Consider the following 24,289-nt stretch of genomic DNA (forward strand, 5'->3'; position numbering starts at 1 on the left):
CTGTGCGTTGCTCGGCCGGCCGGAGGTCGGGCCGGGCCGCCGATGATAGCAAGCACGGGTGACGCGCCGGCCGCGAGGCCGGCGCGCGCGTCGCCTCAGGCGTCGAACGAACCGCCCGGGCCGCCGCGCGGCGCGGGAGTGACTACCGGAGCCGCGTCGGCGCGGCCCATCAGCACATAGGTGCCCGCGAGGAGGTCGTGCACGCCCTGCTTGCGCTGGGTAAAGGCCGCGACGATGTAGAACACCATCGGAATGAGGAAGCTGAAGGCGTTCACGAGGCGCACCGCGTTGCGTCCCGCGGCGCGGCCCACGCTGATGCGCCGGCCGTCGCTGTCCGTGACGCGGATGCCGACGGCCATCTTGCCGGGCGTGGCCTGCCACTTCGAACTTTCGAAGAACGCGTAATAGATGAAGCCGAGCACGAGGAGCACGAGGGTGATCGGCTGCACCGCTTCGGCATACGCCGTGATCGCGGCGGAGCGATCGGTCTCCATCTGCTTGAAGAAGGTGTTCATCACCGCGCCAAGGCCCATGCTCAGGCTGATGATGGTGAACGGCACCATGAGGATCACGTAGTCGATCACCCAAGCGCCGAAGCGCAGCCAGAAACCCGCGTACTCCGGCTCCGCCACGTCGGTGATGCCCATGAACGGAGGCGACGCCGGCGGGACGGGCGGAATGCCGCCCGGTGCCGGCCGGTCGTCCGGAAACAGTTCGCCGAGCGGACGCCAGTCGGTCATGCCCTCGTACCAGCCGAGCTCTTCCGGGCGACACGTGCCGTCGCGCAGCCATTGCCGGATCTCGTCGTCCCGATAGGGGCCGAAGCGCTCGCCGTTTCGTCCGATCCAGACCTGCATGGTGTTCCTTCCGATAACCTGACTCGATGCCCGGCATGATGCCAGATGGCCCCGGCCGCCGCCGAGGGCAGGAAGGCAGGGGTTACGCCGCCCGGCGCTTCAGGTGCACCAGCAGGAGCGAGATCGCGGCCGGTGTCACGCCGCTGATGCGCGACGCCTGGCCGATCGTCGCGGGCAACGAGCGTTTCAGCTTGAGGAGCACCTCGGCCGACAGGCCGCGCACGCGGTCGTAGTCGAAGCCCTCGGGAATCGCCGTCGATTCGTGCCGGCGCTGGCGTTCGATCTCCTCGCGCTGGCGCTCGAGGTAGCCGGAATACTTCGCCTGCACCTCCACCTGCGTCGCGACCTCGGGATCGTCGACGGCCGGGCCGAGTTCCGGCATCGAGGTGAGCGTCGCGTAATCCATCTCGGGGCGGCGGAGCAGGTCGAGCGCATGGGTCTCGCGGCTGACGGCGATGCCGAGCGAGCGTTCGACGGCGGCGCCGAGCGCGTTCGTCGGCGCCGCCCATAGACCGCGCAGGCGCGCGGTCTCGCGCTCGCTGGCGTCGCGCTTCGCCTCGAGCCGGCGGAAGCGTTCGTCCGGCACGATGCCGCGCGCATGGCCCTGCGGCGTGAGACGGAGGTCCGCGTTGTCCTCGCGCAGGTGCAGCCGGAACTCGGCGCGCGAGGTGAACATGCGATACGGCTCGATCGTGCCGTTGGTGGTCAGGTCGTCGATCAGGACGCCGATGTAGGCCTCGTCGCGGCGCGGGCACCATGGCGCATCGCCGCGGACCGCCAGCGCGGCGTTCATGCCCGCGATAAGGCCCTGGGCGCCGGCTTCCTCGTAGCCCGTCGTGCCGTTGATCTGGCCCGCGAAATACAGCCCGGGGATGCCCTTGGTCTCCAGCGACGGATGCAGGCCGCGCGGGTCGAAGTAGTCGTATTCGATGGCATAACCGGGGCGCGTGATGTGCGCGCGTTCGAAGCCGGGAATGGAGCGCACCAGCGCGTACTGCACGTCGAAGGGGAGCGACGTCGAGATGCCGTTCGGGTAGATCTCGAAGGTGTCGAGCCCTTCGGGTTCGACGAAGATCTGATGAGAGGTCTTGTCGGCGAACCGCACCACCTTGTCTTCGATGGACGGGCAGTAGCGCGGCCCGACGCCTTCGATCTGGCCGCTGTAGAGCGGAGAGCGATCGAGGGCGCCACGGATCAGGTCGTGCGTCGCCTCGGTGGTCTGCGTGATCCAGCAACTGACCTGGCGCGGATGGTCCGCGGCCGATCCCATGAAGGAGAAATGCGGCATCGGATCGTCGCCCGGCTGCTCGTCGAGCACGGAGAAGTCGATCGTGCGGCTGTCGATGCGCGGCGGCGTGCCGGTCTTCAGCCGGTCGGCGGCGACGGGAAGCTCGCGCAGCTTCGCCGCGAGGGTGGACGCCGGCGGGTCGCCGGCACGGCCGCCCGCGTACTGGGCCTGTCCGATGTGGATCTTGCCGGCGAGGAAGGTGCCTGCCGTCAGCACGACGGCGGGCGCATGGAAATCGAGGCCCATCTGCGTCCGCACACCGGCGACGCGCCCATCGACGAGGATGAGGTCGTCCACCGCCTGCTGGAACAGCGACAGGTTGGCCTGCGTTTCGACGATCGAACGAATGGCCGCCTTGTAGAGGGCGCGGTCCGCCTGGCACCGCGTCGCCCGCACGGCCGGGCCCTTCGACGCGTTGAGCGTGCGCCATTGAATGCCCGCCCGGTCCGCCGCCATGCCCATGGCACCGCCCAGCGCATCGATCTCCTTGACCAGATGGCCCTTGCCGATCCCGCCGATCGCGGGATTGCAGCTCATCTGGCCGATCGTCTCGATGTTGTGGCTGAGCAGCAGCGTGCGTGCGCCCGCGCGGGCGGCGGCAAGCGCGGCCTCGGTGCCGGCGTGTCCGCCACCGACCACGATCACGTCGTAGGTTTCTTTATGCAGCATGGGAAGGGTGGGCTCGATGGGCCAGGATCGCGATTTTACGCCGGTCGGGCCGTGGCCGCTCGCGCCCGGATACGGCAACGGGAACCTCGGTGGCACGACTCATGCATCGGTATTCGTGCACTTCCACCGGGCAGACGCTGCGCGATCAGACGCGCGCCGAGGCCGAACGCAGGGGTTTGGCCGCGTGCCGGGGGAAGGAAGCGGGATGTGGGCAAGGATGCCCCATTCGGTTCGACGAATGAGATCTGGCGCCCGGCGGTCTCAGGAACAGGGGGAATCCAGGATGACCGTGCTGCCGGGCGCCAGAAACCGAGTGACTGGCACGAACAGCCGCGACCGATGTCGCGGCTTTTTTTCGTTGTGGCCAACATACACCGTTCGAATGAACCGTGTGTGACTTTTGCGTCAAAAAACTGCTCCGTTCCGGCAAACAGTGACGCAGTACGTCAGTTTCTAACGCTCGACGAGACCCGGCGTGACGCGCCGCACAATTTCAGCCGAGCGCGACGCGCGCCAGGATGTCGGTCAGGTCGCGCGAGAGGTCCTTCCGCGCAGCCAGTTCCGACACCACGGCGTGGGCGGCTTCGCGCCTCGCCGGTTCAAGGCGTTTCCAGCCGTTGAAGGCCGTGGCCACGCGGGCGGCGACCTGGGGATTCAGCCCGTCGATGGCGACGAGGCGGTCGGCGAGCCACCGGTACGCCGCGCCATCGGCGCGATGGAAGCCCGTGGGGTTCGCGCGGGCGAAGGTGCCGATGAGCGACTGCACCCGGTTCGGATTCTTCAGCGTGAAGGCATTGTCGGCCTCCAGCGCCTGGACCCGCGCCAGCGCGCCGTCGCCCGGCAGCGCCGCCTGCAGCGCGAACCACTTGTCCAGCGCGAGCGCGTTGCCGTCGTAGCGCTGGCGGAAGTGCGCGATGGTGGTGGCCGCGCGTGCCGGATCGTGCAGGGCGAGCGTGGACTGCGCCGCGAGGCGGTCGGTCATGCCCGGTGCCTCGGCGTACTGCGCGGCGGCGAGCGCGACGGCCGTGTCCTTGTCGACCAGCGCGATCAGGTCGAGGACGCGCCGCTTGAGCTGCCGGCGGGCCTGGCTCTTCGCGTCGAGCGCGGCGCTGGTGGCGGCGCGCAGCGTCTCGTAGCGGGCGCGGAGCGCGTCGGCGCCGATCCGCTGTGCGAGCGCGCGGAGCATCGCCTGGCGCGCCGCGCGGATGCGGTCCGGATCGCGCTCGGCCTGGCGCTCGACCAGCTCGATCTCGCCAGGCGGCGTCAGCAGTTCGGCAAGCAGCGCGTCGTCGAGCGACGGATCGGCGAAGAGGTCGGCGAGGGCCCGGGTCCACGCGTCCAGCGCGAGGCCGTCGGCGCGCCCGTCGCGGCAGTCGTCGTAGGCCAGGGCGGCGAGCTGCTGGCCGGCTTCCCAGCGATTGAAGCCGTCCGGATCGTGGCGAAGGAGCACCGCGAGCTCGGCCGGGGCGTAATCGCACTCGAGAATGACCGGCGCCGAGAAACCACGCAGCAGGGACGGCACCGGTACCGTATCGACGTCTTCGAACACGTAGCTGCGCTCGGCGGTGTCGAGCACGACGGTGCGTTCGGTTCCTTCCGCCGCCGGCTCGCCCTCGAGGCGCAGCGGCAACGCCCGGCCTTCGCGATCGAACAGCGAGAGGCGCACGGGGATCGGCAACGGCTGCTTGTTGACCTGACCCGCGGTGGCCGGCGTGCGCTGGCGCAACGTCAGCCGATAGCGCCGGGTCGCGGGATCGTGGCGGCCATCCGCCGTGAGGCGCGGGGTGCCGGCCTGGCCGTACCACGCGAGGTAGGGCGTGAGGTCGATGCCATTGGCTTCGCCGAGCGCGCCGAGGAAATCCTCGATCGTCGCGGCGCGACCGTCGTTGCGGTCGAAGTACAGGTCCATGCCCTTGCGAAAGCCTTCTTCCCCCAGCCGGCCGGCGAGCATCCGCACCAGCTCGGAGCCCTTCTCGTAGACGGTGGCGGTATAGAAGTTGTTGATCTCGCTGTACTGCGAGGGGCGCACCGGATGCGACAGCGGACCGGCGTCCTCGGGAAACTGCGCGCGGCGAAGCAGCGCGACGTCCTCGATGCGCTTGAGGGGCGCGGAATTCATGTCGGCCGAGAAGCTCTGCTCGCGGAAGACCGTGAGGCCTTCCTTCAGGCTGAGCTGGAACCAGTCGCGGCACGTGACGCGGTTGCCGCTCCAGTTGTGGAAATACTCATGGGCCACGACGGCCTCGACGTGACGGTACTCGTCGTCGGTGCTGGAGTCCGGATCGGCGAGCAGGTACTTCGCGTTGAAGATGTTGAGGCCCTTGTTCTCCATCGCGCCCATGTTGAAGTCGTGCGTGGCGACGACGTGGAACACGTCCAGGTCGTAGTTGCGTCCGTAGGTGCGCTCGTCCCACTGCATCGATCGGATCAGCGAGTCCATCGCGTAGCCGCAGCGGTCGATGACGTCGGCCTCCGCCCAGATGTGCAGGGCGACGGCACGCCCGTCGGCGGTGGTGTAGTCGTGGCTGATGCGCTCCAGGCGGCCGGCCACCAGCGCGAACAGGTAGCTCGGCTTCGGATGCGGATCGACGAAGCGGGCCCAGTGACGGCCGTCGGGAAGGTCGCCTTCGCCGTCAGGGTTGCCGCCGGCCAGCAGCACGGGAAAGCGCGCCTTGTCCGCGCGCAGCGTCACCGTGTAACGCGAAAGCACGTCCGGACGATCGGGGAAGAAGGTGATGTGACGGAAGCCCTCCGCCTCGCACTGCGTCAGCAGGAAACCTTTCTCGCGGCTGCCCGAAAGATAAAGCCCTTCGAACGCCGTGTTCTCAGCGGGCAGCAACGCCACGCGCGTGGTCACCGTGCATGCCGCGGCGGCGACGGCGAATTCGAGCGTCCCGTTGTTGAGGATGTACTCGCCTTCGGCCAGCGGTCGGCCGTCGACGTCGATCGACAGCAGTTCCATGCCCTCGCCCTGCAGGCGCACCGGTTCGTCGGCCTGGCGGACGAGATCGAGTGTCGCGAGTACCTCGGTGCGGTCGATGCCGAGGTCGAACTCGAGCGCGACGTGCTCGACGGTCCAGGCCGGAGGCCGATAGTCGGCGAGGCGGATGACGGCGGTGGGGGCGTCGGAACGATCGCTCATGGCGGCAGGCAACGTTTGTCTGGTGTGTCTGGCAGGCTAACATGCGGTCGAACCCGTCAAAAGGAAGTCCCACCATGTCCCGTTTCACCGTGACGCGCGCCTCGCTCGGGGCGCAGGAAATCGTGGTCCTGCGCGATCTCGACGACGACCGCGAGGTCCGCATCGCCCGAAGTGGCGCCACCGTGCTGTCGATCACCACCGAAACGGGCGGCAAAACGCACGACATCGTCGACGGATTCAGAAACGAGAAGGAACTCCTCGGCCACAAGGGCTCCCGTTTCGCCGTCATGACGCCCTTCGCCAACCGCGTCGACGATGCACGCTTTACCTTTGAAGGATCATCCTATGACTTGCAGCCGGGTGCCGTGGGCGCCGACCGCGCCGCGCGCCATGGTTTTCTTCGCGGTGTCATCTTCGATGTGACGGCCGAGCAAGGCGGCGAGAGCGCCGCGACGGTGACGTTCTCGACGAACATCGCTCCGGACGAGCATCCCGGTTATCCGTTCAGCCTCGCTTTCTCGATCTCCTACACGCTCGACGCCAACGGTCTCACGCTGGAAGCGACGACGACCAACACCGGTGACCGCGACGCCCCGACGTTCTTCGGCTGGCACCCGTACTTCCGGATCTCGTCCCATCCGATCGAAACATGGGAGCTGCATATCCCCGCCGACACGGTCATCGCCGCCCGGGAGGATTTCATCCCGCTGCCCGGGACGGCCGCGTGGATGTCGCTCGATCGCGCCGACCGCAAGCTCGACTTCCGGAAGCCAAGGCTCATCGGGGACACGGAACTCAACAACACCTACGCCGATCTCCGGTTCGATCCCGACGGGCGCGCGCGCACCCGCCTGCGCGATCCCGCGACGGGCCAGTGCATCGCCCTCTGGCAGGAGCGCGGCGTCATGCTTGCCTTCACGTCGGACACCGCCGAGCGCGACGCGCGCAAGTCGGTCGCCCTCGAGCCGATGGAATGCATGCCCAACGCCTTCAACCGCGAGGACTGCGCACCGCTGATCACGCTCAAGCCGCGCGAGAAGCGCAGCTTCGTCTGCGGCGTGGAGTTCGACGCATGACCCTGCCGACGTTCGCCGATGTGCGCGACGCGGCGGCGCGCATCGCACCCCATGCCCTGGTCACCCCGGTGCTGCGTAGCGACCGTATCGACGCGCTCCTCGGCGCCACCATCGTCTTCAAATGCGAGAACCTGCAGCGCGGCGGAGCGTTCAAGTTCCGCGGCGCGACGAACGCCGTATGGTCGCTCGGCGACGACGAGGCCGCGCGTGGCGTCGTCACGCATTCCTCGGGTAACCACGGCAACGCGCTGTCGATGGCCGCACGCACGCGTGGCATCCCCGCGCACGTCGTGATTCCGGAGGGCGCGGTCAAGGCGAAGGTCGATGCGATCGTCGCCGCTGGTGCGACGGTGCATCGTTGCGCCCCCACCACGGCCGCGCGCGAGGCCATGGCGGCGGAGGTGCAGGCGCGGACGGGCGCGCGACTCGTGCATCCCTACGCCGATCCCCTCGTCATGGCGGGGCAGGGCACGCTCGTGCCTGAACTCTTCCGCCAGGCGCCGGGACTCGACACGCTGCTGTTCCCGGTCGGTGGCGGCGGCCTCGGCTCGGGCTGTTCGATCGCCGCGCACGGCATCGACCCCGCGGTGAAGCTGTTCGGGGCGGAGCCCGAAGGGGCCGACGACGCGGCGCGCTCGCTCGAAGCCGACGCACGCGTCGGGCCCTTCACTCCCGACACCGTCTGCGACGGACTGCGCACGCTGATCGGCGAGCCGAACTTCCACGTGCTGCGCGAGCATGGTGTCCAGGTGCTGCGCATCAGCGATGCCGAGGCGATCGCCGCCATGCGCCTGCTCTGGAGCGAATTGCGGATCGTCGTCGAGGTGTCGAGCGCCACGGTGCTCGCGGCCGCGCTGCGTTATCCGGAGCACTTCGCCGGCCGTCGCATCGGCGCCGTTCTCACGGGCGGCAACGTCGATCTCGACGCGCTCCCCTGGTGACAGGAAAGCGTCGCTTATGTGAGCCGCGCCCATCGCGCTGACGGCAGGACACAGGTATCGCCGGTCGTGCGCACGGACAGCGCATCGCGAATTCAACGGACAGGCCGGCCGTTCCCGTAGCCCTATCCTCGCCGCTCCTACAGGACGACGGGGCGGGACATGCGTTGCAGCTGGGCAGAGCGAAGCGAAGTGGAGCGCGCTTACCACGATGACGAGTGGGGCGTGCCCGTGCATGACGACCGGACGCTGTTCGAGCGCCTGGCGCTGTCCACGGTGCAGGCGGGCCTCGCCCTGCGCACCGTGCTGGCGAAGCGGGCATCGTTGCGGGCGGCCTTTCACGAGTTCGACATCGACCGCGTGGCGGCGATGACCGATGCCGACATCGCCCTCGTCCTCGCCGATCGCGGTGTCATCCGGCACCGGCTGAAGGTGGAGTCGATCCGCAACAACGCCCGCGCCGCACGGCGGATCGTCGAAGCGACCGGCTCGTTTTCCGACTTCCTGTGGACGTTCGCGCGGCCCGACGAACCACCGAAGGCGCGTCCGGACAGCGAGCCGCTACCCGGTCGCAGCGACGCGTCGGATCTCATGAGCGAGGCCCTGCGGCAACGTGGCTTTCGCTTCGCGGGCACGGCGATCTGCCATGCCCTGATGCAGTCCGCGGGCATGGTGAACGATCACGCGGTCGAATGCTTCCGCTACCGATGACGCTCCGTTCACCGCCGATGCACCGTCACCGCGGTGCCATGGCCCGATGGCAAAGACGCGAATCGGCATTTCCGGCTGGCGCTACACGCCGTGGCGCGGCGTTTTCTATCCGAAGGATCTCGCGCAGCGGCGCGAGCTCGAGTTCGCATCGCGGCAGTTTCCGACGATCGAGCTCAATGGCTCGTTCTACTCGTTGCAACGACCGGAAAGCTACCAGGCGTGGTACGACGAGACGCCCAAGGGGTTCGTCTTCGCGGTGAAGGGGCCGCGATTCATCACGCACATGCTCCGGCTGAAGAACATCGACGCGCCACTGGCGAATTTCTTCGCCTCGGGCGTGCTCGCGCTGCGCGAGAAGCTCGGCCCGATGCTCTGGCAGTTTCCGCCGAATTTCCGTTTCGAGTCTGCCGCGTTCGAGGCGTTCCTCGCCATGTTGCCTTCTTCGATGGAGGCGGCCGCCAGGCTCGGGCGCGGCCACGACGCGCACCTGAAGCGCGAGCCCTGGTTGCAGGTGGAGACGAATCACCGCATGCGTCACGCGGTGGAGATCCGGCACGAGAGTTTCGTGGATCCGGCGTTCATCGCATTGCTGCGCAAGTATGGCGTGGGCTTCGTCGTCGCCGACACCGCCGGCAGATTTCCGCGCTACTTCGACGTCACCGCACCCTTCGTCTATGTGCGCCTGCACGGCGACAAGAAGCTGTACGCGAGCGGCTATGGCGATGCCGCGCTCGCCGACTGGGCACGCCGCATCCGCGCGTGGCGGCGTGGTGCGCAGCCATCGGGCGAGCCGCGCATCTCGCGCGTGGCTCCCGCGAAGCGTGCGAGTCGCGATGTCTATGTGTACTTCGATAACGACATGAAGGTGAAGGCGCCGCGCGATGCCCGGTCGCTCATCGCGTTGGTGTAGCGTTTTCGCGAGCACCCATTCGCGCGCGAGTGCGCTCCCACAGGCGAGCGGAGCGAAGGGTGCCGCGGCACCACGCTCATCAGAACGGTGTTTTCCGCCGCGAGCCGCGCAGGTTTTGGATCGGGAAGCTTGCGATTTCTCCGGCGCCTTCGCGCCGCGACTGTCCCGCAGGCGGGCCCCAGGCGTGACCCGTGACGACTTCCCACGTCGACGGAATGACACCGTCGCTGCGCATGGCCTCGTAGGCGTCGAGCATGCGCCGGTAATGCGTCTTGCCGGTGAGACCGCGCGGGCGCCCCGCATCGGCGTTGTTGGCGCCCAGGCCCTTCAACTCGTCGAGCAGCGCGCGCGGCGTCGGGTAGGTGAGGGTGTAGCGTTCGGCGAAGAGCACGGGATCCTTCAGGCCCTGTGCGAGCATCGCGTCGCCGACATCGTGCATGTCGAGAAAGCGCGCCACGTGCGCCTGCTGATCGGCCTCGGCCCAGGCGGCGCGAAGTTCTTTCAGCGTGTCCGGCCCGAAGGTGGAGAACAGCAGCAGGCCGCCGGGCTTCAGCACGCGGGCGCATTCGGCGAACAGGCGCGAGACGTCCTCGCACCACTGGAAGCAGAGGTTCGAGAACAGCACGTCGACGCTGCGATCGGGCACCGGCAGCGTATAGGCGTCGGCGACGACCCGGCTGAACGGCTTCAGCCAGCTCGCGTGCTGCTTCGCCTGTTTCAGCATGGGCAGCGCGAGATCCACGGCGATGACCTGCGCCTTCGGGTAACGCTTCTTCAGCGCGGCGCTGCCGCGGCCCGTGCCGGCGCCGACGTCCAGCACGACCTCGGGCACCTGCTCGTAGAGTTCGAGGCGCTCGACCAGCGTCGACTGCACTTCGCGCTGTAGCGCGTCGTGCTTTTCGTAGGTACCGGCCGCACGGCCGAAGTTGCGCCGCACCTGGCGCCGGTCGAAATGGAAGTCGCTCATGGGTTGCCGTCGGTGAACCGTGTCAGGACATCCGCCATGGCGGCGGCGTGTCCGATGAAGGGGGCATGCCCGGCGTGCGCGATCTCCTCGAAACGGCCGTGGGCGGCTTCGGCGGACCAGCGCATGGCCTCGGGATGGACAATGCGGTCGCGACGGCCGGCAATCCAGAGGCTGGGCTGACGGATGTCGTGCAGGCGCGGCCGCAGGTCGGCTGTCTCGAGCAGACGGATGCCTTCCATCAGCACGCGTGGATCGGGCTCGCCGCGCGAGAACGCGTCGGCCTTGAGCCGCCGCGTCTCCGCGACCGGATCGGGGCTGCCCATCGCTTCCAGCGCGATGAAGCGTTCCACCGTCGCCTTGTAGTCGGCTTCCAGATCGGCGGCGAGCTGGCGAACGACGGTGGCGTCGTTCCCCTGCGGCCAGTCGGCGGCACGGACGAAGCGCGGCGTGGAGCACACGGGAACCACGGCACCCACGGCCTCGGGGACGTCGAGCGCCGCGGTGAGGGCGACGAGCCCGCCGAGCGACCAGCCGAGCCATGTCGCGCGAGGCGTCGCGGCGGCGATGGCGCGGGCGCACGCGAGCGGGTCGAGTGGGATGTCGGACTGGCGGGAGTAGCCGTGACCCGGAAGGTCCACGACGTACATCGTGTAGCGCGAGGCGAGTTCGTCGACGAGCGGCTCGAGGATGCCGCCGTGCATGGCCCATCCATGGATCATGACGAGCGGTTCCGGCCCGTCGCCACGCGTTTCGATGTGCAGGCCCGTCATGCGGGCGTTCCCGGTGCGAGCGCGGGATCCACGGTCCCGCGACCGTCGAAGACGAAGCACTCGCCTCGCCAGTGCGCGCCACCCACTTCCTCGAAATACTTCAGGATGCCGCCTTCGAGCTGGAAGACGTTCTCGATGCCGATCTCGCGCATGTGGATGGCGGCCTTCTCGCAGCGGATGCCGCCCGTGCAGAACGACACGACGGTCTTGCCGTCGAAGCGCTCCCGGTCGGCGGCGACCGCCGCGGGGAATGCCGTGAAGCTGGTCAGGCCGTACTCCACCGTGCCCTCGAACGTGCCTTCGGCCACTTCGTAGTCGTTGCGGGTGTCCAGCAACACCACCGGCCGGCCGGCGTCGTCGTGGCCCTGATCCAGCCAGCGGCGCAGGTCGACGGGCAGCACGTGCGGCGCGCGTCCGTCGGCAGGACGGATCGCCGGCGCGTGCATCGTGATGATTTCCTTCTTCAGCCGCACGCGCATGCGTCCGAACGGTACGGTGTCGGACCAGCTCTCCTTCGGCGCGAGGTCCGCGAAGCGCGGGTCCTGTCGCAGCCAGGCGACGAACGTGTCGATCGCCTCCCGCGGCGCGGCCAGGAAGACGTTGATGCCTTCCGGAGCGAGCAGGATCGTGCCTTTCAGCGCCAGGGCCTCGCAGCGCTCCACGATCCGCGCGCGCAGGGCGTCCAGGTCGTCGAGGCCGACGAACTTGTAGGCGGAGATGTTGAGGATCGTCATGGCGGGGCCGGGGGAATGCGACCGCTCATTATACGACCGCGCCTTCCGCGGGGCGGGGCAGGCGGCCCAACGCATCCAGCAGGCCGTCGATCCGGTCGTCGGTGTGGACCGCCGACAGCGTGATGCGCAGGCGGGCGCCGCCCTGGGGGACGGTCGGTGGACGGATCGCGACGACCAGGTATCCCTCGGCCTCGAGGGCCGACGCGGCGGCGGCCGCCGCACGGGCGCCGACCATGGGCAGCGGCTGGATCGCCGTGGCCGAGGGAAGCAGCGGCAGGCCCAGCTGCGCCGCGCCCGCCCGGAAGCGGGCGATGTTGGCCGCGAGACGTTCCCGTCGACCTTCCGCATCCTTCCGTACCAGCCGGACGGCGGCACGCGTCGCCGCCGCGAGCGCGGCCGGCATCGCGGTGGTATAGATCGCCGTGCGCGCGAACTGGGCGATGGCGTCGATCACGCCGGCGTCGCCTGCGACGAAGGCGCCGGCGCAGCCCAGGGCTTTCCCCAGCGTACCCATCAGGACCGGCACGTCCGCGCTACCCAGTCCCGCTGCCGACACCGAGCCGGCGCCTTCCGGCCCCAGCACCCCCAGTCCGTGAGCGTCGTCGACATACAGGGTCGCGCGGTGGGTACGGCAGACGGCGGCGAGGTCCCGCAGCGGCGCCACGTCGCCGTCCATGCTGAAGACGCCATCGGTCGCCAGCAGGGCCGGCAGCGCCGGCCGCGTGTCGAGTTGCCGCCCCGCGGCCTCCACGTCGCCGTGTGGGTAGCGGCGCAGGTCCGCGCCCGCGAGTTGCGCACCGTCGATGAGGCTCGCGTGGTTGAGCTTGTCCTGCACGCACAGCGCCGTGGCGACGCCGCCGGCGGGCGGGGTGCCCGCGGCGAGCAGTGCCTGCAGCGCGCCCAGGTTGGCCATCACGCCGGTCGAGAACAGGAGCGCCCGCTCCCGGCCGGTCCATGCGGCTAGCTCTTCTTCTAGCGCGGCGTGTTCGCCGCGATGGCCGGAGACCAGGTGCGCGGCACCGCTGCCGACGCCTTCGGCGGCCGCGGCGCGCGTGAGCGCGCGGACGAGGTCCGGGTGGCTCGCCAGCCCAAGGTAGTCGTTGCCGCAGAAGTCGACGAGGGCGCGGCCCTGTACGAGGCGCTTCCCGTCGGCCAGCACGTCGCACGTCCGCGCTCGCCGGAGCAGGCCGGCGCGTTCACGCCCGGCCCGCGCCTGCTCCGCGCGGGCCAGCAGGTCCGGCCGGGTCACGCCGCAGCGTGCTCGACGATGTCCGCGTGGACCGTACCGGGCTCGATCTCGACCTCCATCGGCTTCAGGCCAAGGCGCGCGAAGAGCTGGCGGTCGTGCTCGACATCGGGATTGCCGGTCGTGAGCAGCTTCTCGCCGTAGAAGATCGAATTGGCACCGGCGGCGAAGCACAGCGCCTGCAGCGCGTCGTCCATCGTCTCGCGCCCGGCCGAGAGGCGCACGACCGAGGCCGGCATGAGGATGCGGGCGACCGCGATGCTGCGCACGAATTCGAACGGGTCGAGTGCCTCGGTGCCGGCGAGCGGCGTGCCGGCCACCTGGACCAGCCGGTTGATCGGCACGGACTCCGGATGCTCCGGCAGGTTCGCCAGCGTGGCCAGCAGGCCCGCGCGCTGGGCGCGGGATTCGCCCATGCCCACGATGCCGCCGCAGCAGGTCTTCAGGCCCGCCTCGCGCACGTGCTCCAGCGTGTCCAGGCGATCCTGGTACTCGCGGGTGTGGATGATCTCGCCATAGAAATCCGGCGAGGTGTCGAGGTTGTGGTTGTAGAAGTCGAGTCCCGCGGCCTTGAGCGTGTCGGCCTGCGGCTGGGAAAGCATGCCGAGCGTCGCGCAGGTCTGCAGGCCGAGCGACTTCACGGCGGTCACGATCTCGGCGACCTTCGCCACGTCGCGGTCTTTCGGCGAGCGCCAGGCCGCGCCCATGCAGAACCGGCTCGCACCGGCGTCCTTCGCGGCCTGCGCCTTCGCGAGCACGGCCTCGACGCTCATGAGCTTTTCGGCCTTGACGCCCGTGGCGTAGCGCGCCGCCTGCGGGCAGTAGGCGCAGTCCTCGGGGCAGCCACCGGTCTTGATGGACAGCAGCGTCGACACCTGCACGGCGTTCGGATCGTGGTGCGCGCGATGGACGGTCTGCGCCTGGAAGAGCAGGTCGTTGAAAGGCAGGGCGAAAAGGCTCTCGACCTCCTCGCGGGACCAGTCGTGGCGGATGGCTGCGGTCATGGTGGCGTTCCCGGGGCGAAGGCGCGCAGTGTGGAAACGACCGGCGCCACTGTCAACCTTAACGGCACTACGCAAGTTGACGGCTGCCTCGCGCTCCCTGCCGTAGGATGAAATCGTCCCCCAGCGGAGAAATCGCATGTCTACCGGACAAGGCAGTGCCGGCAACGTTCTTGCCGCGATCTGCAGCCTCTTCATCCCGGGCCTCGGCCAGCTCGTGCAGGGTCGCGTGTTCAAGGCCCTGATCATGTTCGTCCTGGCCGCGGTGCTGTGGATCATCTGGCTCGGCTGGATCATCCACCTGTGGTCGATCATCGACGCCGCGATGTTCCGTCGCGACTGACGCGAGCGCACGCATGGACGCGTTCGACCTCCGGCGGATGGCCGCCGCTGCAAGGGCATTCGCCCTCCCGTCCCGCTGCCTCGTCTGCGGTGGAGACGGGCAGGGCGATGTGGAACTCTGCGACGGCTGCCGGTCGTCGCTGGTGAGCAACCCCTCGCGATGCTCGCGTTGCGCGATCCCGCTGCCCCTGCCGGCGGCGGCCTGCGGGACGTGCCAGCGGCGGCCGCCGCCATGGCACGACATCTGGGTGCCGCTCGTCTACGCATGGCCGCTCGACCGGCTCGAGGCGCGCTTCAAGTTCTCGGGAAGCCTCGCCGCCGGACGCGCCCTGTCATCGTGCTGGATCGACGCGGGCCCACCACCGGCTATACCCGATGCCATCGTGCCGGTGCCGCTGCATCCGGCGCGACTGCGTGCGCGCGGATACAACCAGGCACTGGAGCTCGTGCGCCCGCTGGCGCGGCACCTCGGCGTGGCGGTGGCGCACGACGCGTTGCGGCGCGTCCGAGTCACCGAGGCGCAGTCGGACCTCGACGCGGTCGAGCGGCGGAAGAACGTGCGCGGCGCGTTCGCGATGCATCGTTCAACGGGAGCCGCGCACGTCGCGGTCGTCGACGACGTGATGACGACGGGTTCCACCCTGGCCGAGTGCGCGCGCGTGCTGCTCGCGTCGGGCGTGCGGCGCGTCGATGTCTGGGCGCTGGCGCGGACGCCGCGGTCGGGCTGACCGGCCGGGCGTCCGTTCGCGCTCAGTGGTTGACGTACAAGGGATTGCCGAGCACGAGCAGTCCTCCGTCCGGCGCGCGGACATCCACGCGGAGCCAGTGCCGGCCGCCGTCGCCCGGCCAGTCGAACGACGCCGCGCCATCGACGGGAATCGCCTTGCCGAACTGATCCATGCGCTTCCCGTCGACCGTCACCGTCAGGACGGCGCCGATGACGCCCGCCGTCTTCACGTCCACGTGCAGCGGCGCGCCCGCGGGCACCGCGATCGCATCGCCCATGGACGCACGTGCGCCGCCCGCCGTCGCGACGACATCGAGCAGGCGGTCACGCGTGCCTTCGGCGTCCACGAAGACGTGGCCAGCGCGGATGCCGTCGAGGATGCCTTCCATCGACTGTTCGCGGGCATGCACCACCGTCGTCGGCGTGCCGATCGCGCCGGCGTAGGCGTCGCGCGGATCGTCGCTGCCGTCATGGCTGTCGCTGCCGCCGATGGCCGTGATGCGCAGGCCCTCGTTGAGCTGCGCCTCCCAGAACGGCAGTCCCGAGTCGGCACGCTGCGCATCGCGGCCGTTCACGACTTCGATCGCCTGGAAGCCGCGCATGTCGACGGGGCGACGCGGCGTGAAACCGCAGCCCATGCAGGTCTCGTCGTTCGGTCGGCGCGGATGGTTGATCGAGATCACGCCTTGGGCACGCGCCACGTCCGCGAGCAGCGCGTTCCAGTCCGGGACGGCCTTGCCGCCGAGACGGAAGTCCACCGTGCGCGACACGCCGAACAGGTTGGCGTGCCCCTCGAAGGTCGTCACCTCGCGCGCGGGGATGAGTAGCATCGTATCGAAGTAGGGCTGCAGCTCGCGCAGCTCGGACACGTGCGACATCGTGTTGTGCTCCGACACCGCGATGAAGTCGAGCCCGCGCTTCGCCGCCGAGGCCACGGTGAGGAACAGCGGGCAACCGACCTTCCGCGTGCCCGAGGCGCTCGTGCAGTTACCGTCGCTGTGCGCGGAGTGCATGTGCAGGTCGCCGCGGTACCAACGATCCTGCGACGACAGCGCGGCGGTGAGTCCGTGCTCCGGACCGAACCCCTCGTCGTCCTTCGACAGCCACACTTTCGCCGTGAACGTGGCATTCGACGCGGGCCGGATGTTGGGGATGCCGAGAAGGATGCGCCATCGGCCGGGTTCGATCGCGCCCGGCAGATAGGACGCGGTGGCGTCGGTGGCGGACACGGTGAAGCGGTGCTTGCCGCCGCCGCTCCAGCCGCGGAAGCCATCCTGCGCCTCGAACCCGCCCGGGCCGAGGAGGCCCAGGTCGATCGTGGTCTTCTCGGCGCGGCCCGTGTAGTCGACATCGACCGTGATGCGCGACGTGCCCTTCGGCACGTCGAACGGCAGCTCGCGATACGTGTGCTGGTCGCGCCCGGACAGCGCACCCGTGAGCACGAGGTCCGGAGCGCGCTCCGCCGACACCGGGGCGGCGGCGAGGCAGGCCAGCGCGATGGCGATCAGCGCGCGCATCAGAAACGGTACATCGCGGCGGCGCGGAACGAGCGGCCGAGCAGCGGACGCGCGATGAACGTGTTCGCGCCGGCATCGGCACTGGCGATCTCGCCGGCACGCGGGTTGCCTTCCGTCAGGCCCAGCGAGTTGGTCAGGTTGTCCGCGTAGAGGAACAGGGACAGCTGGCGCGTCGCGTCGAAGCGTGCGCTGGCGCCGACGACGTGGTACGACGGCAGCATCACCGAGTTCGCGGTGTCGACGTAACGCTTGCCCTCGTGCTCGTACGACACCTGCAGGCGGAGGCGGCCGTCGAGCAGGTTCACGCCCGGCACCACGCGGTAGCTGACCTTGGGCACGCGGATGAGCTGGTTGCCGTCGTAGTCGCGCAGCACCGGCGCACCGGCCACCACGTCGGTGTAGCTAAGGCCCTTGTACTTCGGGTCCTGCAGCGTGGCGTTGAACTGCACGTCGAACCAGCGGCTCGGGTAGAGCGTGCCTTCGAGTTCGAGGCCGTAGGTCTTCGTGTTCGCGTAGCCGGTCTGCGGGGTGGACGTGTTGCCGTTGCGATCGAAGACGTTGTTGGTGAAGCTCACGTTGTCGTACTTCGTGTAGAACGCCGTCGCGTACAGGTCCATCGTGCGGTCGCTGTACTTCCAGCCGGCTTCCGCGAGGTCCATCGTCTGCAACAGCGGCGTCGCGCTCGGGTTGGTGATGTAGGTGCTCAGGTTGGGCAGCCGGAACGCCGAGGTCCAGCGCGCGAACACGCCCTGCCGCGGCGAGAACTGCCAGTTCGCGCCGAGCGTCCAGCCGGTCTTGTCGAACGACTGGTCGTAGTGCGTGAACTGGCCGTTGCCGGTCAGCACCTGCGCGGCCGCGGGCGAGCCGCCGAGGTTCACGGTCTGCTTGCCTTCGGTGTAGCCCTCCACGTTCACCTTTTCCCAGCGCACACCGCCGTCGATGCGAAGCTCCGGTGTGATCTGCCACTCGTCCGAGGCGTAGAAGGCGTTCGTTTTCGACTTGCCGCTCGCGTGCTCCCACTCGTAGCCGTAGCGGTAGAAGCCATGGTCGGTCAGCGAGCCGCGGACGTTGCCATTGGCGTCGACGCCGACGAGGTCGATCAGCCGTGCGTTGTCGCGCACGTCGGTGAGCACGGTGGAGGAGTAACGGTCGAAATCCTGTTCGAAGTTCGCGTGGTAGTAGCCGAACGTGACATCGTGCGTCTGGTCGCCGAACTCGAACTTGCGCAGGACGCGCGTGTCGTTGATGAATTCGTCCACCGGGGCCGTCACGCCGCGCAGGCCACCCGTCACGACGAGGCCGTTGCCGTTCTGGTTGGCCACGTCGTAGACCTGCGACGGGTTGTCGACGTAGCGGAACTGCAGCGCGGTGGCGCCGGGAATCAGGCCAAGTCGCTTGCTGTCCTGCGCGAGGAACGAGCTGGCGCTCTGCAGCGAGTTCGGGAAAACGCCATTGCGCTGCGTGTCGGTGGTGTCGTAACGCATCGACTCGGCGAGCTTCCAGTCGTCGCCGAGGTCGTGGTCGAACTTGAACGTCGCCTGCGTGCGCTTGACGTGCGTGCCTTCGGTGTTGTCGAAGTCGTAGAGGCCACCGCCGGCCTCGCGCATGTTCAGGTGCTGCGTCTCCGGTCCCGCCAGCGTGCCGTAATTTCCGTTGAAGCCGGGGACGGGGCGGATGTCGCCGTTGGCGTTGGTGCGCATCGGGATGCCGAGGTAGAGCGCGACCTTGTCGTCGAGGTGCTTCACGTCGAAGCTGATGTCGCCGTGCTCCAGGTCCTTCGACAGCGTGGCGCGCAGCTGCCCGCCATCGTCCGCATGGAAGCCCGGACGACGCACGCCGTCGTCGACGCGCCAGAAACCGCCGACGCCGAGCTTCCAGCCGCCGCCGACCGGCGTGCCGTACCAGAAGTCGAGCCGGTTAAGCGAGTAATTGCCGACGGTGTACTTGATCAGTCCCTCCGGCGTGTCGCCGGCCTTGCGCGGGATGAAGTTGATGGCGCCCGCCGGTGCGTTCGAATAGAACACCGACGACGGGCCGCCGCGCACCACTTCCACGCGCTCGATCGTTTCATCCAGGCGGAAGGCCTGGTCGGCGTTGAGGTAGCCCAGCGCCGGATCGTGCTGCACGGGGACGCCGTCCTCGAGCAGCGTGACCGAGCCGTAGCCGTCCACGGGAATGCCGCGCGCGCGAATATTGCCCGAGGCCTCGCCGCCCGACGATTCGACCCAGAAGCCGGGCACGGACTTCACGGCCTCCGTCACGCTCGTCGGCGCCTGCATGCGCAGGCGATCCTCGTCGATGGTGGTGATCGAATAGCTGGTCTCGGCCTTCGTGCGCGATTCGACGCCCGAGCGGGCCGTCACCACCACGTTGTCGAGGTCGGTGGTTTTCTTCTCGGGGGCGCTGTCCTGGCCATGGGCGGCGGCGGAAACGAGCAGCGCGCCGACGAGCGCCGCGCGCACGGCGCGGCTGAGCTGGGTATTTCGCATCGTTGTGTCATCCGGGGAAGGGGCCGCGCGAACCCTCCCCCCGGACCGTACGTGTGCGTCGGTCCGCGGCCTCTCCGTGGGTCCGCGACCCCCGAACGTTATGCGTCACCGATGACGGATCGACTCAACTTACGTTACGACCGCATTTCAATCGAGACAAATGGTCATCGACCGCTCACGGCGTGATCACGATCACAGTGCGGATGCGATCACGATGCCGAGCCACAACGCGAGCCCGACCCAGTTGTTGTGACGGAACGCGGTCAGGCAGGCGGCACGATCGTGGTGGCGGATGAGCCACTGCTGGTACGCGAACAGGCCCGCCGTGACGACGAGCGCGATCCAGTAAGGCCAGGCCAGCGCCGCGCGCGTGCCCACCAGGAGCATCGTGAGCAGGAAGGTCGCCATCAGGATGCCGAGGATCGGTAGGTCGGCGTCGCCGAACAGGATCGCGGTGGATTTCGCGCCGGCCCTGATGTCCTCCTCGCGATCGATGATGGCGTATTCGGTATCGTAGATGACCGACCACAGCACGTTGCCGATGAAGAGCAGCCAGGCGATGGGCGGCACCTCGTTCGTCACCGCCGCGAAGGCCATCGGGATCGACCAGCCGAACGCCGCGCCGAGCACCACCTGGGCCAGGTGCGTGTAGCGCTTCGAGAACGGATAGGCCGCCGCCAGGGCCGCGCCGACGAACGAAAGCCCGATGGTCAGCGGATTGGTGAACAGCACGAGGATGAACGCGAAGGCGAGCAAGGCGCCGAATACGTACAGCGCCTCGCGCGGCGTCACCCTCCCGCTGGCGATGGGACGGCCGGCGGTGCGCGCGACCTGGGGATCGAGCTTGCGATCGGCGTAGTCGTTGATCGCGCAACCGGCCGAGCGCATCGCGAACACGCCGAGCGTGAAGATGACCAGGGGCCCCACGGGCGGGAAATCCTTCGCCGCCAGCCACAGCGCCCACCAGGTGGGCCACAGCAGGAGCAGGGCGCCGATGGGCCGGTCCATGCGCGTGAGGACGAGATACGCATGGGCCTTTTCGCGCCAGCGCGGCGGCAGGCCCCGGACCAGGAAGGCGAGCACGCGCTCGGCGGTGGTCGAGGCGTCGGCGGGGCGGCTGGCGGGCGGCGGCGCGGCCGGTCGGCGCGGCGCCGGGGCGGGCGCCTTCCGCCGCGGGGCGGCTTTTCGGGACGTGGGGCTCATGGGCGGAAGTCTAATGGACGCCGGGGCCCCCGTTCATGGAATCATGACTCCCGCAGCGCAACACTGGGCGACATGCGCTTGTCCGGTGCCACCCCATGAGAACCCGCTACCGCCGCAGTCTCTGGATCGTCGGCGTCATCGCCATCGTGCTCATCGCGGCGCGCATCGCGATGCCGTACCTCGTCCTCGATTACCTCAACGGGCGCCTCGCGCGGATGGGCGCGTATTCCGGCCACATCGCCGACATCGACATCCACCTGTGGCGTGGCGCCTATTCGATCGACGGGCTGACCATCACCAAGGTCGACGGCAAGGTGCCCGTCCCGCTGTTCAACACCGCGCGTGCCGACATCTCGCTGAGCTGGCGTGCGCTCGCCCGGGGCCGTCTGCGCGGGAAGATCGATTTCTACGATCCCGTGCTCAACTTCGTCGACGGCCGCGGCGAGGGGGACACGCAGACGGGTAAGGGCGTCGACTGGCGCGCGCAGCTCAAGGCGCTCGCGCCCATCCGGCTCGACGAAGTCAACGTCATGAACGGCACGGTCACCTTCCACAACTTCGTCTCCCGTCCGAAGGTGGATCTGAAGATGACCGACGTGAACGCGGCGGCGAGCAATCTCACCAACGTACAGGGCGAGGGTGGCTCCCGCGTGGCCCATCTGCATGCCACCGCCAAGGTGCTCGGTGACGCGCCTCTGGAAACCAGGGCCGAATTCGATCCGCTGGAGCGTCTCGGCGATTTCCGTTACGAGTTGAGCGTCCGCAACATCAAGCTGGTGAAGGCCAACGACCTCGCCCGTGCCTACAGCGGGCTCGACTTCGCCGGCGGCGAAGGCGACTTCTTCATGGAGCTGCAGGCGAAGGACCGCCAGCTCAACGGTTATGCCAAGCCGCTGTTCCGCGGCCTGAAGATCTTCAGCTGGAAACAGGATGTCGTCGAGGAAAAGAAGAATCCGGTGAAGCTCGCCTACGAGGCCGTCGCCGAAGGGGTCACGAAGCTGTTCAAGAACCAGTCGAAGGACCAGTTCGCGACCCGGGTGCCGATCTCGGGCAGCATCGACGCGAAGAACGTCTCGGCCATGGAGGCCATCGTCGGTGTGCTTCGCAACGCGTTCGTCGAGGCATACAAGCCGAACCTCGAACACCTGACGACGCGGCCGAAAGACGAATAGCCGACTTGGCAGGGGCGGCCAAACGCGCGAAAGTGCGGGCCAGTTTTCCAGGCAGGCAGCCGATTCCATGACCGCGACACCTCTCCACGTCCTGATCCTCGCCGCTGGCGAGGGCAAGCGGATGAAGTCCGCCTCCGCCAAGGTGCTGATGCCGCTCGCGGGTCGGCCCCTGCTGGCGCACGTCGTCGCCGCCGCGCGGGCGCTCGATCCGCAGGGTGTGCATGTGGTCTACGGTCACAACGGCGAGCAGGTGCGCGAGGCGTTCGCCTCCGACACCGGGCTCGGCTGGATCGAGCAGCGCGAGCGCCATGGCACGGGGCACGCGGTACGAACCGCGCTGGAGGCGCTCCAGGCCGACGGCAAGCTGGAAGGGCGCGTGCTGGTGCTCTACGGCGACGTGCCGCTGATCCGCGCCGAAACGCTCGCCGCGCTCGTCGGCTCGGACCAGGGCCTTGCAATGCTCGCCACGCGGCTTGCCGATCCGAAAGGCTACGGGCGCGTCGTGCTCGACGCGTCGGGCCGCGTGCGTCACATCGTCGAGGAAAAGGACGCCAGCGCCGCGCAACGCGCGATCGACATCGTCAACACCGGCATCGTCGCCGCCGATGCGCATCGCCTGCTCGACTGGACGCGGCGCCTGCGCAACGAGAACGCCCAGGGCGAGTACTACCTCACCGACGTGTTCGAGATGGCCGCGGACGAAGGCGAGCCGGCGGCGTGCGTGGATTGCGATCCCGTCGAGGCGTCGGGCGCGAACGATCCCTGGCAGCTGGCCGGGCTCGAGGCGCTGTATCGCGAACGCAGCGCACGCGCGCTCGCGCTCGCCGGCGTGCGCCTGGCGGACCCGTCGCGCCTCGACGTGCGCGGCACGGTGACCACGGGCCGCGACGTCGAGATCGATGTCAACGTCATCTTCGAAGGCGACGTGACCCTCGGCGACGACGTGCGCATCGGCCCGTTCACTCGGGTGCGCAACGCGCGACTCGCGGCGGGCACCGTCGTGCTCGCCCATTGCGATCTCGATGGCGTCGTCACGCACGGCCCGTGCACCATCGGCCCGTTCGCGCGCCTGCGGCCCGGTACCGATCTCGCCGCCGGCGTGCACATCGGCAACTTCGTGGAAACGAAGAACGCGACGATCGCCGAAGGCTCCAAGGCGAACCACCTCACGTACCTCGGCGATGCCGTCATCGGCAGCAAGGTCAACATCGGCGCGGGCACGATCACCTGCAACTACGACGGCGTGAACAAGAGCCGCACCACGATCGGCGACCGCGTCTTCGTGGGCTCGAACAGCTCGCTCGTGGCCCCGGTGACGCTGCACGACGGCGCGACGATCGGCGCCGGCTCGGTGATCACCAAGGACGCCCCGGCGGACACCCTCACGCTGTCGCGCGCGCGCCAGGCGTCCATCGACGGCTGGCAGCGACCGGTGAAGAAATCCTGAGCGCCTAGCTCCGGTAACGCCAGCCGTCGATTTCCACCAGCAGTTCCTCGCGGCAGATATCGCCGTGGAGCAGGAGCATCGGCGCTCGCGGCAGGTGCTTCGCCGCGAAAGCGCGCACGGCCTCGGCGTGCGCCGGATGCCGCACGTACGCCTTCAGTGGCGCGTCCGCGTTGAAACCCGGCGGCAGGCCGCCCGCGACGAGCAGCGCTTCGAGGTTGCGCAGCGTTTCGGCAAGCTGGGCGTCGATGTCGCCGGCGTGTGCCGACGCATGGCCGACCACGGCGGCCGTGCCGGAAATCGCCAGCACGTCGTCGGCCGGCAGCAAGGTGGCGCGCGCGAAGCTCGGCGGCGTGCGGCCGTACTGGCGCGGATACTGCCACGCGCTCACCTGGCGGGGGTTCTCCACCCGCGTGCCCGGGCGGTCGGTGGCGAGCAGGTACACCTGCAGCACGTCGCGGTCCGCGTGGTGACCGATGGCGGTGGCCGCGGGAAAGCCCTGCGCGAAGACATCGCCCATGCCGCCGATGCGGCCCGTGCAGAAATGCTTGTAGCGCTCGTCGTCATCCTCACCGGCGTTGATCGCGCCGAGGTAGTTCCAGATCCGCTGGACATGACGCTCGGGGCCTCGGGCGACGAAGCGCGAGAGCAGCTCGTACGCGTGCCGGGCGGCACCTTCGATGCCGCCATAGGCCGATTCACGGCACTCGACCGCCGCGAAGAGCCATCCGCCGCCGCGCGACCAGCGCAGGTCGCCGTCGCGGCCATGGGTCACCTCCGCGTCGACGTCCCAGGTTTCGACCACCGCGTCGCCGAACGGCTCCAGCGCGACGCGGAACCAGCGCGGATCGTCGAGGGCGTCCGGGCCGTCGCCGAAGCCGAAGGCCGCCAGCGTCGTGGGGCCGGGCTCGACCGGTCCGGTGCGGTAGCGGACGCGTGGCGCCGCGGGGGCTGTCGACGGCGCGGACGCGCGCATGTCACTGGCTTCGAGCATGGAGTCTTCCGTTCTGACGCTTCGTCCCATCATATCGTCCCCTCGCCGGGCGGAAGCGTGAAGCCGCCCTTCAGGAGCCTGAACGCTCCGCG

At 69.0% G+C, this 24,289-nt stretch carries 20 protein-coding genes; 8 read left to right on the plus strand and 12 right to left on the minus strand.

Annotation, left to right across the window (positions count from 1 at the left end; genetic code table 11):
- Positions 1-95: 95 nt before the first annotated feature.
- From J2X58_RS15745 to pepN, 3 genes are all read right to left on the minus strand, one after another.
- A complete protein-coding gene (locus J2X58_RS15745; RefSeq protein WP_310049241.1) occupies positions 96-857 on the minus strand; it encodes an RDD family protein in 762 nt (253 codons plus the stop codon).
- A gap of 82 nt (positions 858-939) precedes the next feature.
- Positions 940-2,814: a tRNA uridine-5-carboxymethylaminomethyl(34) synthesis enzyme MnmG gene (gene mnmG, locus J2X58_RS15750; protein ID WP_090179971.1), complete on the minus strand. Its 1,875-nt coding sequence runs from the start codon at positions 2,812-2,814 to the stop codon at positions 940-942.
- Between the two features lie 493 nt (positions 2,815-3,307).
- Positions 3,308-5,956, minus strand: a complete 2,649-nt coding sequence (gene pepN / locus J2X58_RS15755) for an aminopeptidase N (RefSeq protein ID WP_310049242.1) — start codon at positions 5,954-5,956, stop codon at positions 3,308-3,310.
- Positions 5,957-6,030: 74 nt separating this feature from the next.
- On the opposite strand from pepN, the gene J2X58_RS15760 reads away from it, so the two are divergent.
- From J2X58_RS15760 to J2X58_RS15775, 4 genes are all read left to right on the plus strand, one after another.
- Entirely contained in the window at positions 6,031-7,032 is a 1,002-nt protein-coding gene (locus tag J2X58_RS15760; protein WP_310049243.1) for an aldose epimerase, read from the plus strand.
- Positions 7,029-7,973 carry a pyridoxal-phosphate dependent enzyme gene (locus tag J2X58_RS15765; RefSeq protein WP_090179961.1) on the plus strand — a complete coding sequence of 315 codons (945 nt, stop codon included), beginning with the start codon at positions 7,029-7,031 and terminating at the stop codon, positions 7,971-7,973. The genes J2X58_RS15760 and J2X58_RS15765 overlap by 4 nt, the downstream gene beginning before the upstream one ends.
- Before the next feature lie 159 nt (positions 7,974-8,132).
- Entirely contained in the window at positions 8,133-8,681 is a 549-nt protein-coding gene (locus tag J2X58_RS15770; RefSeq protein WP_310049244.1) for a DNA-3-methyladenine glycosylase I, read from the plus strand.
- Between the two features lie 46 nt (positions 8,682-8,727).
- Positions 8,728-9,591 carry a DUF72 domain-containing protein gene (locus J2X58_RS15775; protein ID WP_310049246.1) on the plus strand — a complete coding sequence of 288 codons (864 nt, stop codon included), beginning with the start codon at positions 8,728-8,730 and terminating at the stop codon, positions 9,589-9,591.
- A 79-nt stretch (positions 9,592-9,670) separates the two neighbouring features.
- Here J2X58_RS15775 and bioC read toward each other — a convergent pair whose 3' ends face one another.
- From bioC to bioB, 5 genes are read right to left on the minus strand one after another with little or no spacing between them, the layout of a single operon-like run.
- Positions 9,671-10,558: a malonyl-ACP O-methyltransferase BioC gene (bioC, locus tag J2X58_RS15780; RefSeq protein WP_310049247.1), complete on the minus strand. Its 888-nt coding sequence runs from the start codon at positions 10,556-10,558 to the stop codon at positions 9,671-9,673.
- Entirely contained in the window at positions 10,555-11,328 is a 774-nt protein-coding gene (bioH, locus tag J2X58_RS15785; protein WP_310049248.1) for a pimeloyl-ACP methyl ester esterase BioH, read from the minus strand. Before bioH ends, bioC begins: the two co-directional genes overlap by 4 nt.
- Positions 11,325-12,062: a sulfurtransferase gene (locus J2X58_RS15790; RefSeq protein ID WP_090057770.1), complete on the minus strand. Its 738-nt coding sequence runs from the start codon at positions 12,060-12,062 to the stop codon at positions 11,325-11,327. The genes bioH and J2X58_RS15790 overlap by 4 nt, the downstream gene beginning before the upstream one ends.
- A gap of 28 nt (positions 12,063-12,090) precedes the next feature.
- Positions 12,091-13,311 carry an 8-amino-7-oxononanoate synthase gene (locus J2X58_RS15795; RefSeq protein WP_310049249.1) on the minus strand — a complete coding sequence of 407 codons (1,221 nt, stop codon included), beginning with the start codon at positions 13,309-13,311 and terminating at the stop codon, positions 12,091-12,093.
- A complete protein-coding gene (bioB, locus tag J2X58_RS15800; RefSeq protein WP_310049250.1) occupies positions 13,308-14,312 on the minus strand; it encodes a biotin synthase BioB in 1,005 nt (334 codons plus the stop codon). The genes J2X58_RS15795 and bioB overlap by 4 nt, the downstream gene beginning before the upstream one ends.
- Positions 14,313-14,448: 136 nt before the next feature.
- On the opposite strand from bioB, the gene J2X58_RS15805 reads away from it, so the two are divergent.
- Together J2X58_RS15805 and J2X58_RS15810 are read left to right on the plus strand one after the other, a co-directional pair.
- Entirely contained in the window at positions 14,449-14,652 is a 204-nt protein-coding gene (locus J2X58_RS15805) for a hypothetical protein (protein WP_090057763.1), read from the plus strand.
- 13 nt (positions 14,653-14,665) lie between these two features.
- Positions 14,666-15,379, plus strand: coding sequence for a ComF family protein (locus J2X58_RS15810; protein ID WP_310049251.1), 714 nt, complete (start codon positions 14,666-14,668; stop codon positions 15,377-15,379).
- Between the two features lie 22 nt (positions 15,380-15,401).
- On the opposite strand, the gene J2X58_RS15815 is transcribed toward J2X58_RS15810, so the two are convergent.
- The 3 genes from J2X58_RS15815 to ubiA form a co-directional block, all read right to left on the minus strand.
- Positions 15,402-16,895, minus strand: coding sequence for a CehA/McbA family metallohydrolase (locus J2X58_RS15815; RefSeq protein WP_310049252.1), 1,494 nt, complete (start codon positions 16,893-16,895; stop codon positions 15,402-15,404).
- A complete protein-coding gene (locus J2X58_RS15820; protein WP_310049254.1) occupies positions 16,895-19,384 on the minus strand; it encodes a TonB-dependent receptor in 2,490 nt (829 codons plus the stop codon). The genes J2X58_RS15815 and J2X58_RS15820 overlap by 1 nt, the downstream gene beginning before the upstream one ends.
- Before the next feature lie 192 nt (positions 19,385-19,576).
- Positions 19,577-20,467 (minus strand): 4-hydroxybenzoate octaprenyltransferase, encoded by an 891-nt coding sequence (ubiA, locus tag J2X58_RS15825; RefSeq protein WP_310049813.1) that lies wholly within the window; start codon positions 20,465-20,467, stop codon positions 19,577-19,579.
- Between the two features lie 215 nt (positions 20,468-20,682).
- Between ubiA and J2X58_RS15830 the strand changes: the two genes are divergently transcribed.
- Together J2X58_RS15830 and glmU are read left to right on the plus strand one after the other, a co-directional pair.
- Positions 20,683-21,759: a DUF748 domain-containing protein gene (locus J2X58_RS15830; RefSeq protein ID WP_310049255.1), complete on the plus strand. Its 1,077-nt coding sequence runs from the start codon at positions 20,683-20,685 to the stop codon at positions 21,757-21,759.
- Between the two features lie 67 nt (positions 21,760-21,826).
- On the plus strand, positions 21,827-23,206 hold the full coding sequence (gene glmU, locus J2X58_RS15835) for a bifunctional UDP-N-acetylglucosamine diphosphorylase/glucosamine-1-phosphate N-acetyltransferase GlmU (RefSeq protein ID WP_310049257.1): 1,380 nt from the start codon (positions 21,827-21,829) through the stop codon (positions 23,204-23,206).
- A gap of 4 nt (positions 23,207-23,210) precedes the next feature.
- On the opposite strand, the gene J2X58_RS15840 is transcribed toward glmU, so the two are convergent.
- Positions 23,211-24,197 carry a pteridine-dependent deoxygenase gene (locus tag J2X58_RS15840; protein ID WP_310049258.1) on the minus strand — a complete coding sequence of 329 codons (987 nt, stop codon included), beginning with the start codon at positions 24,195-24,197 and terminating at the stop codon, positions 23,211-23,213.
- Positions 24,198-24,289: the final 92 nt, after the last annotated feature.

Source organism: Luteibacter sp. 3190 (genome assembly GCF_031456385.1).
Classification (GTDB): domain Bacteria; phylum Pseudomonadota; class Gammaproteobacteria; order Xanthomonadales; family Rhodanobacteraceae; genus Luteibacter.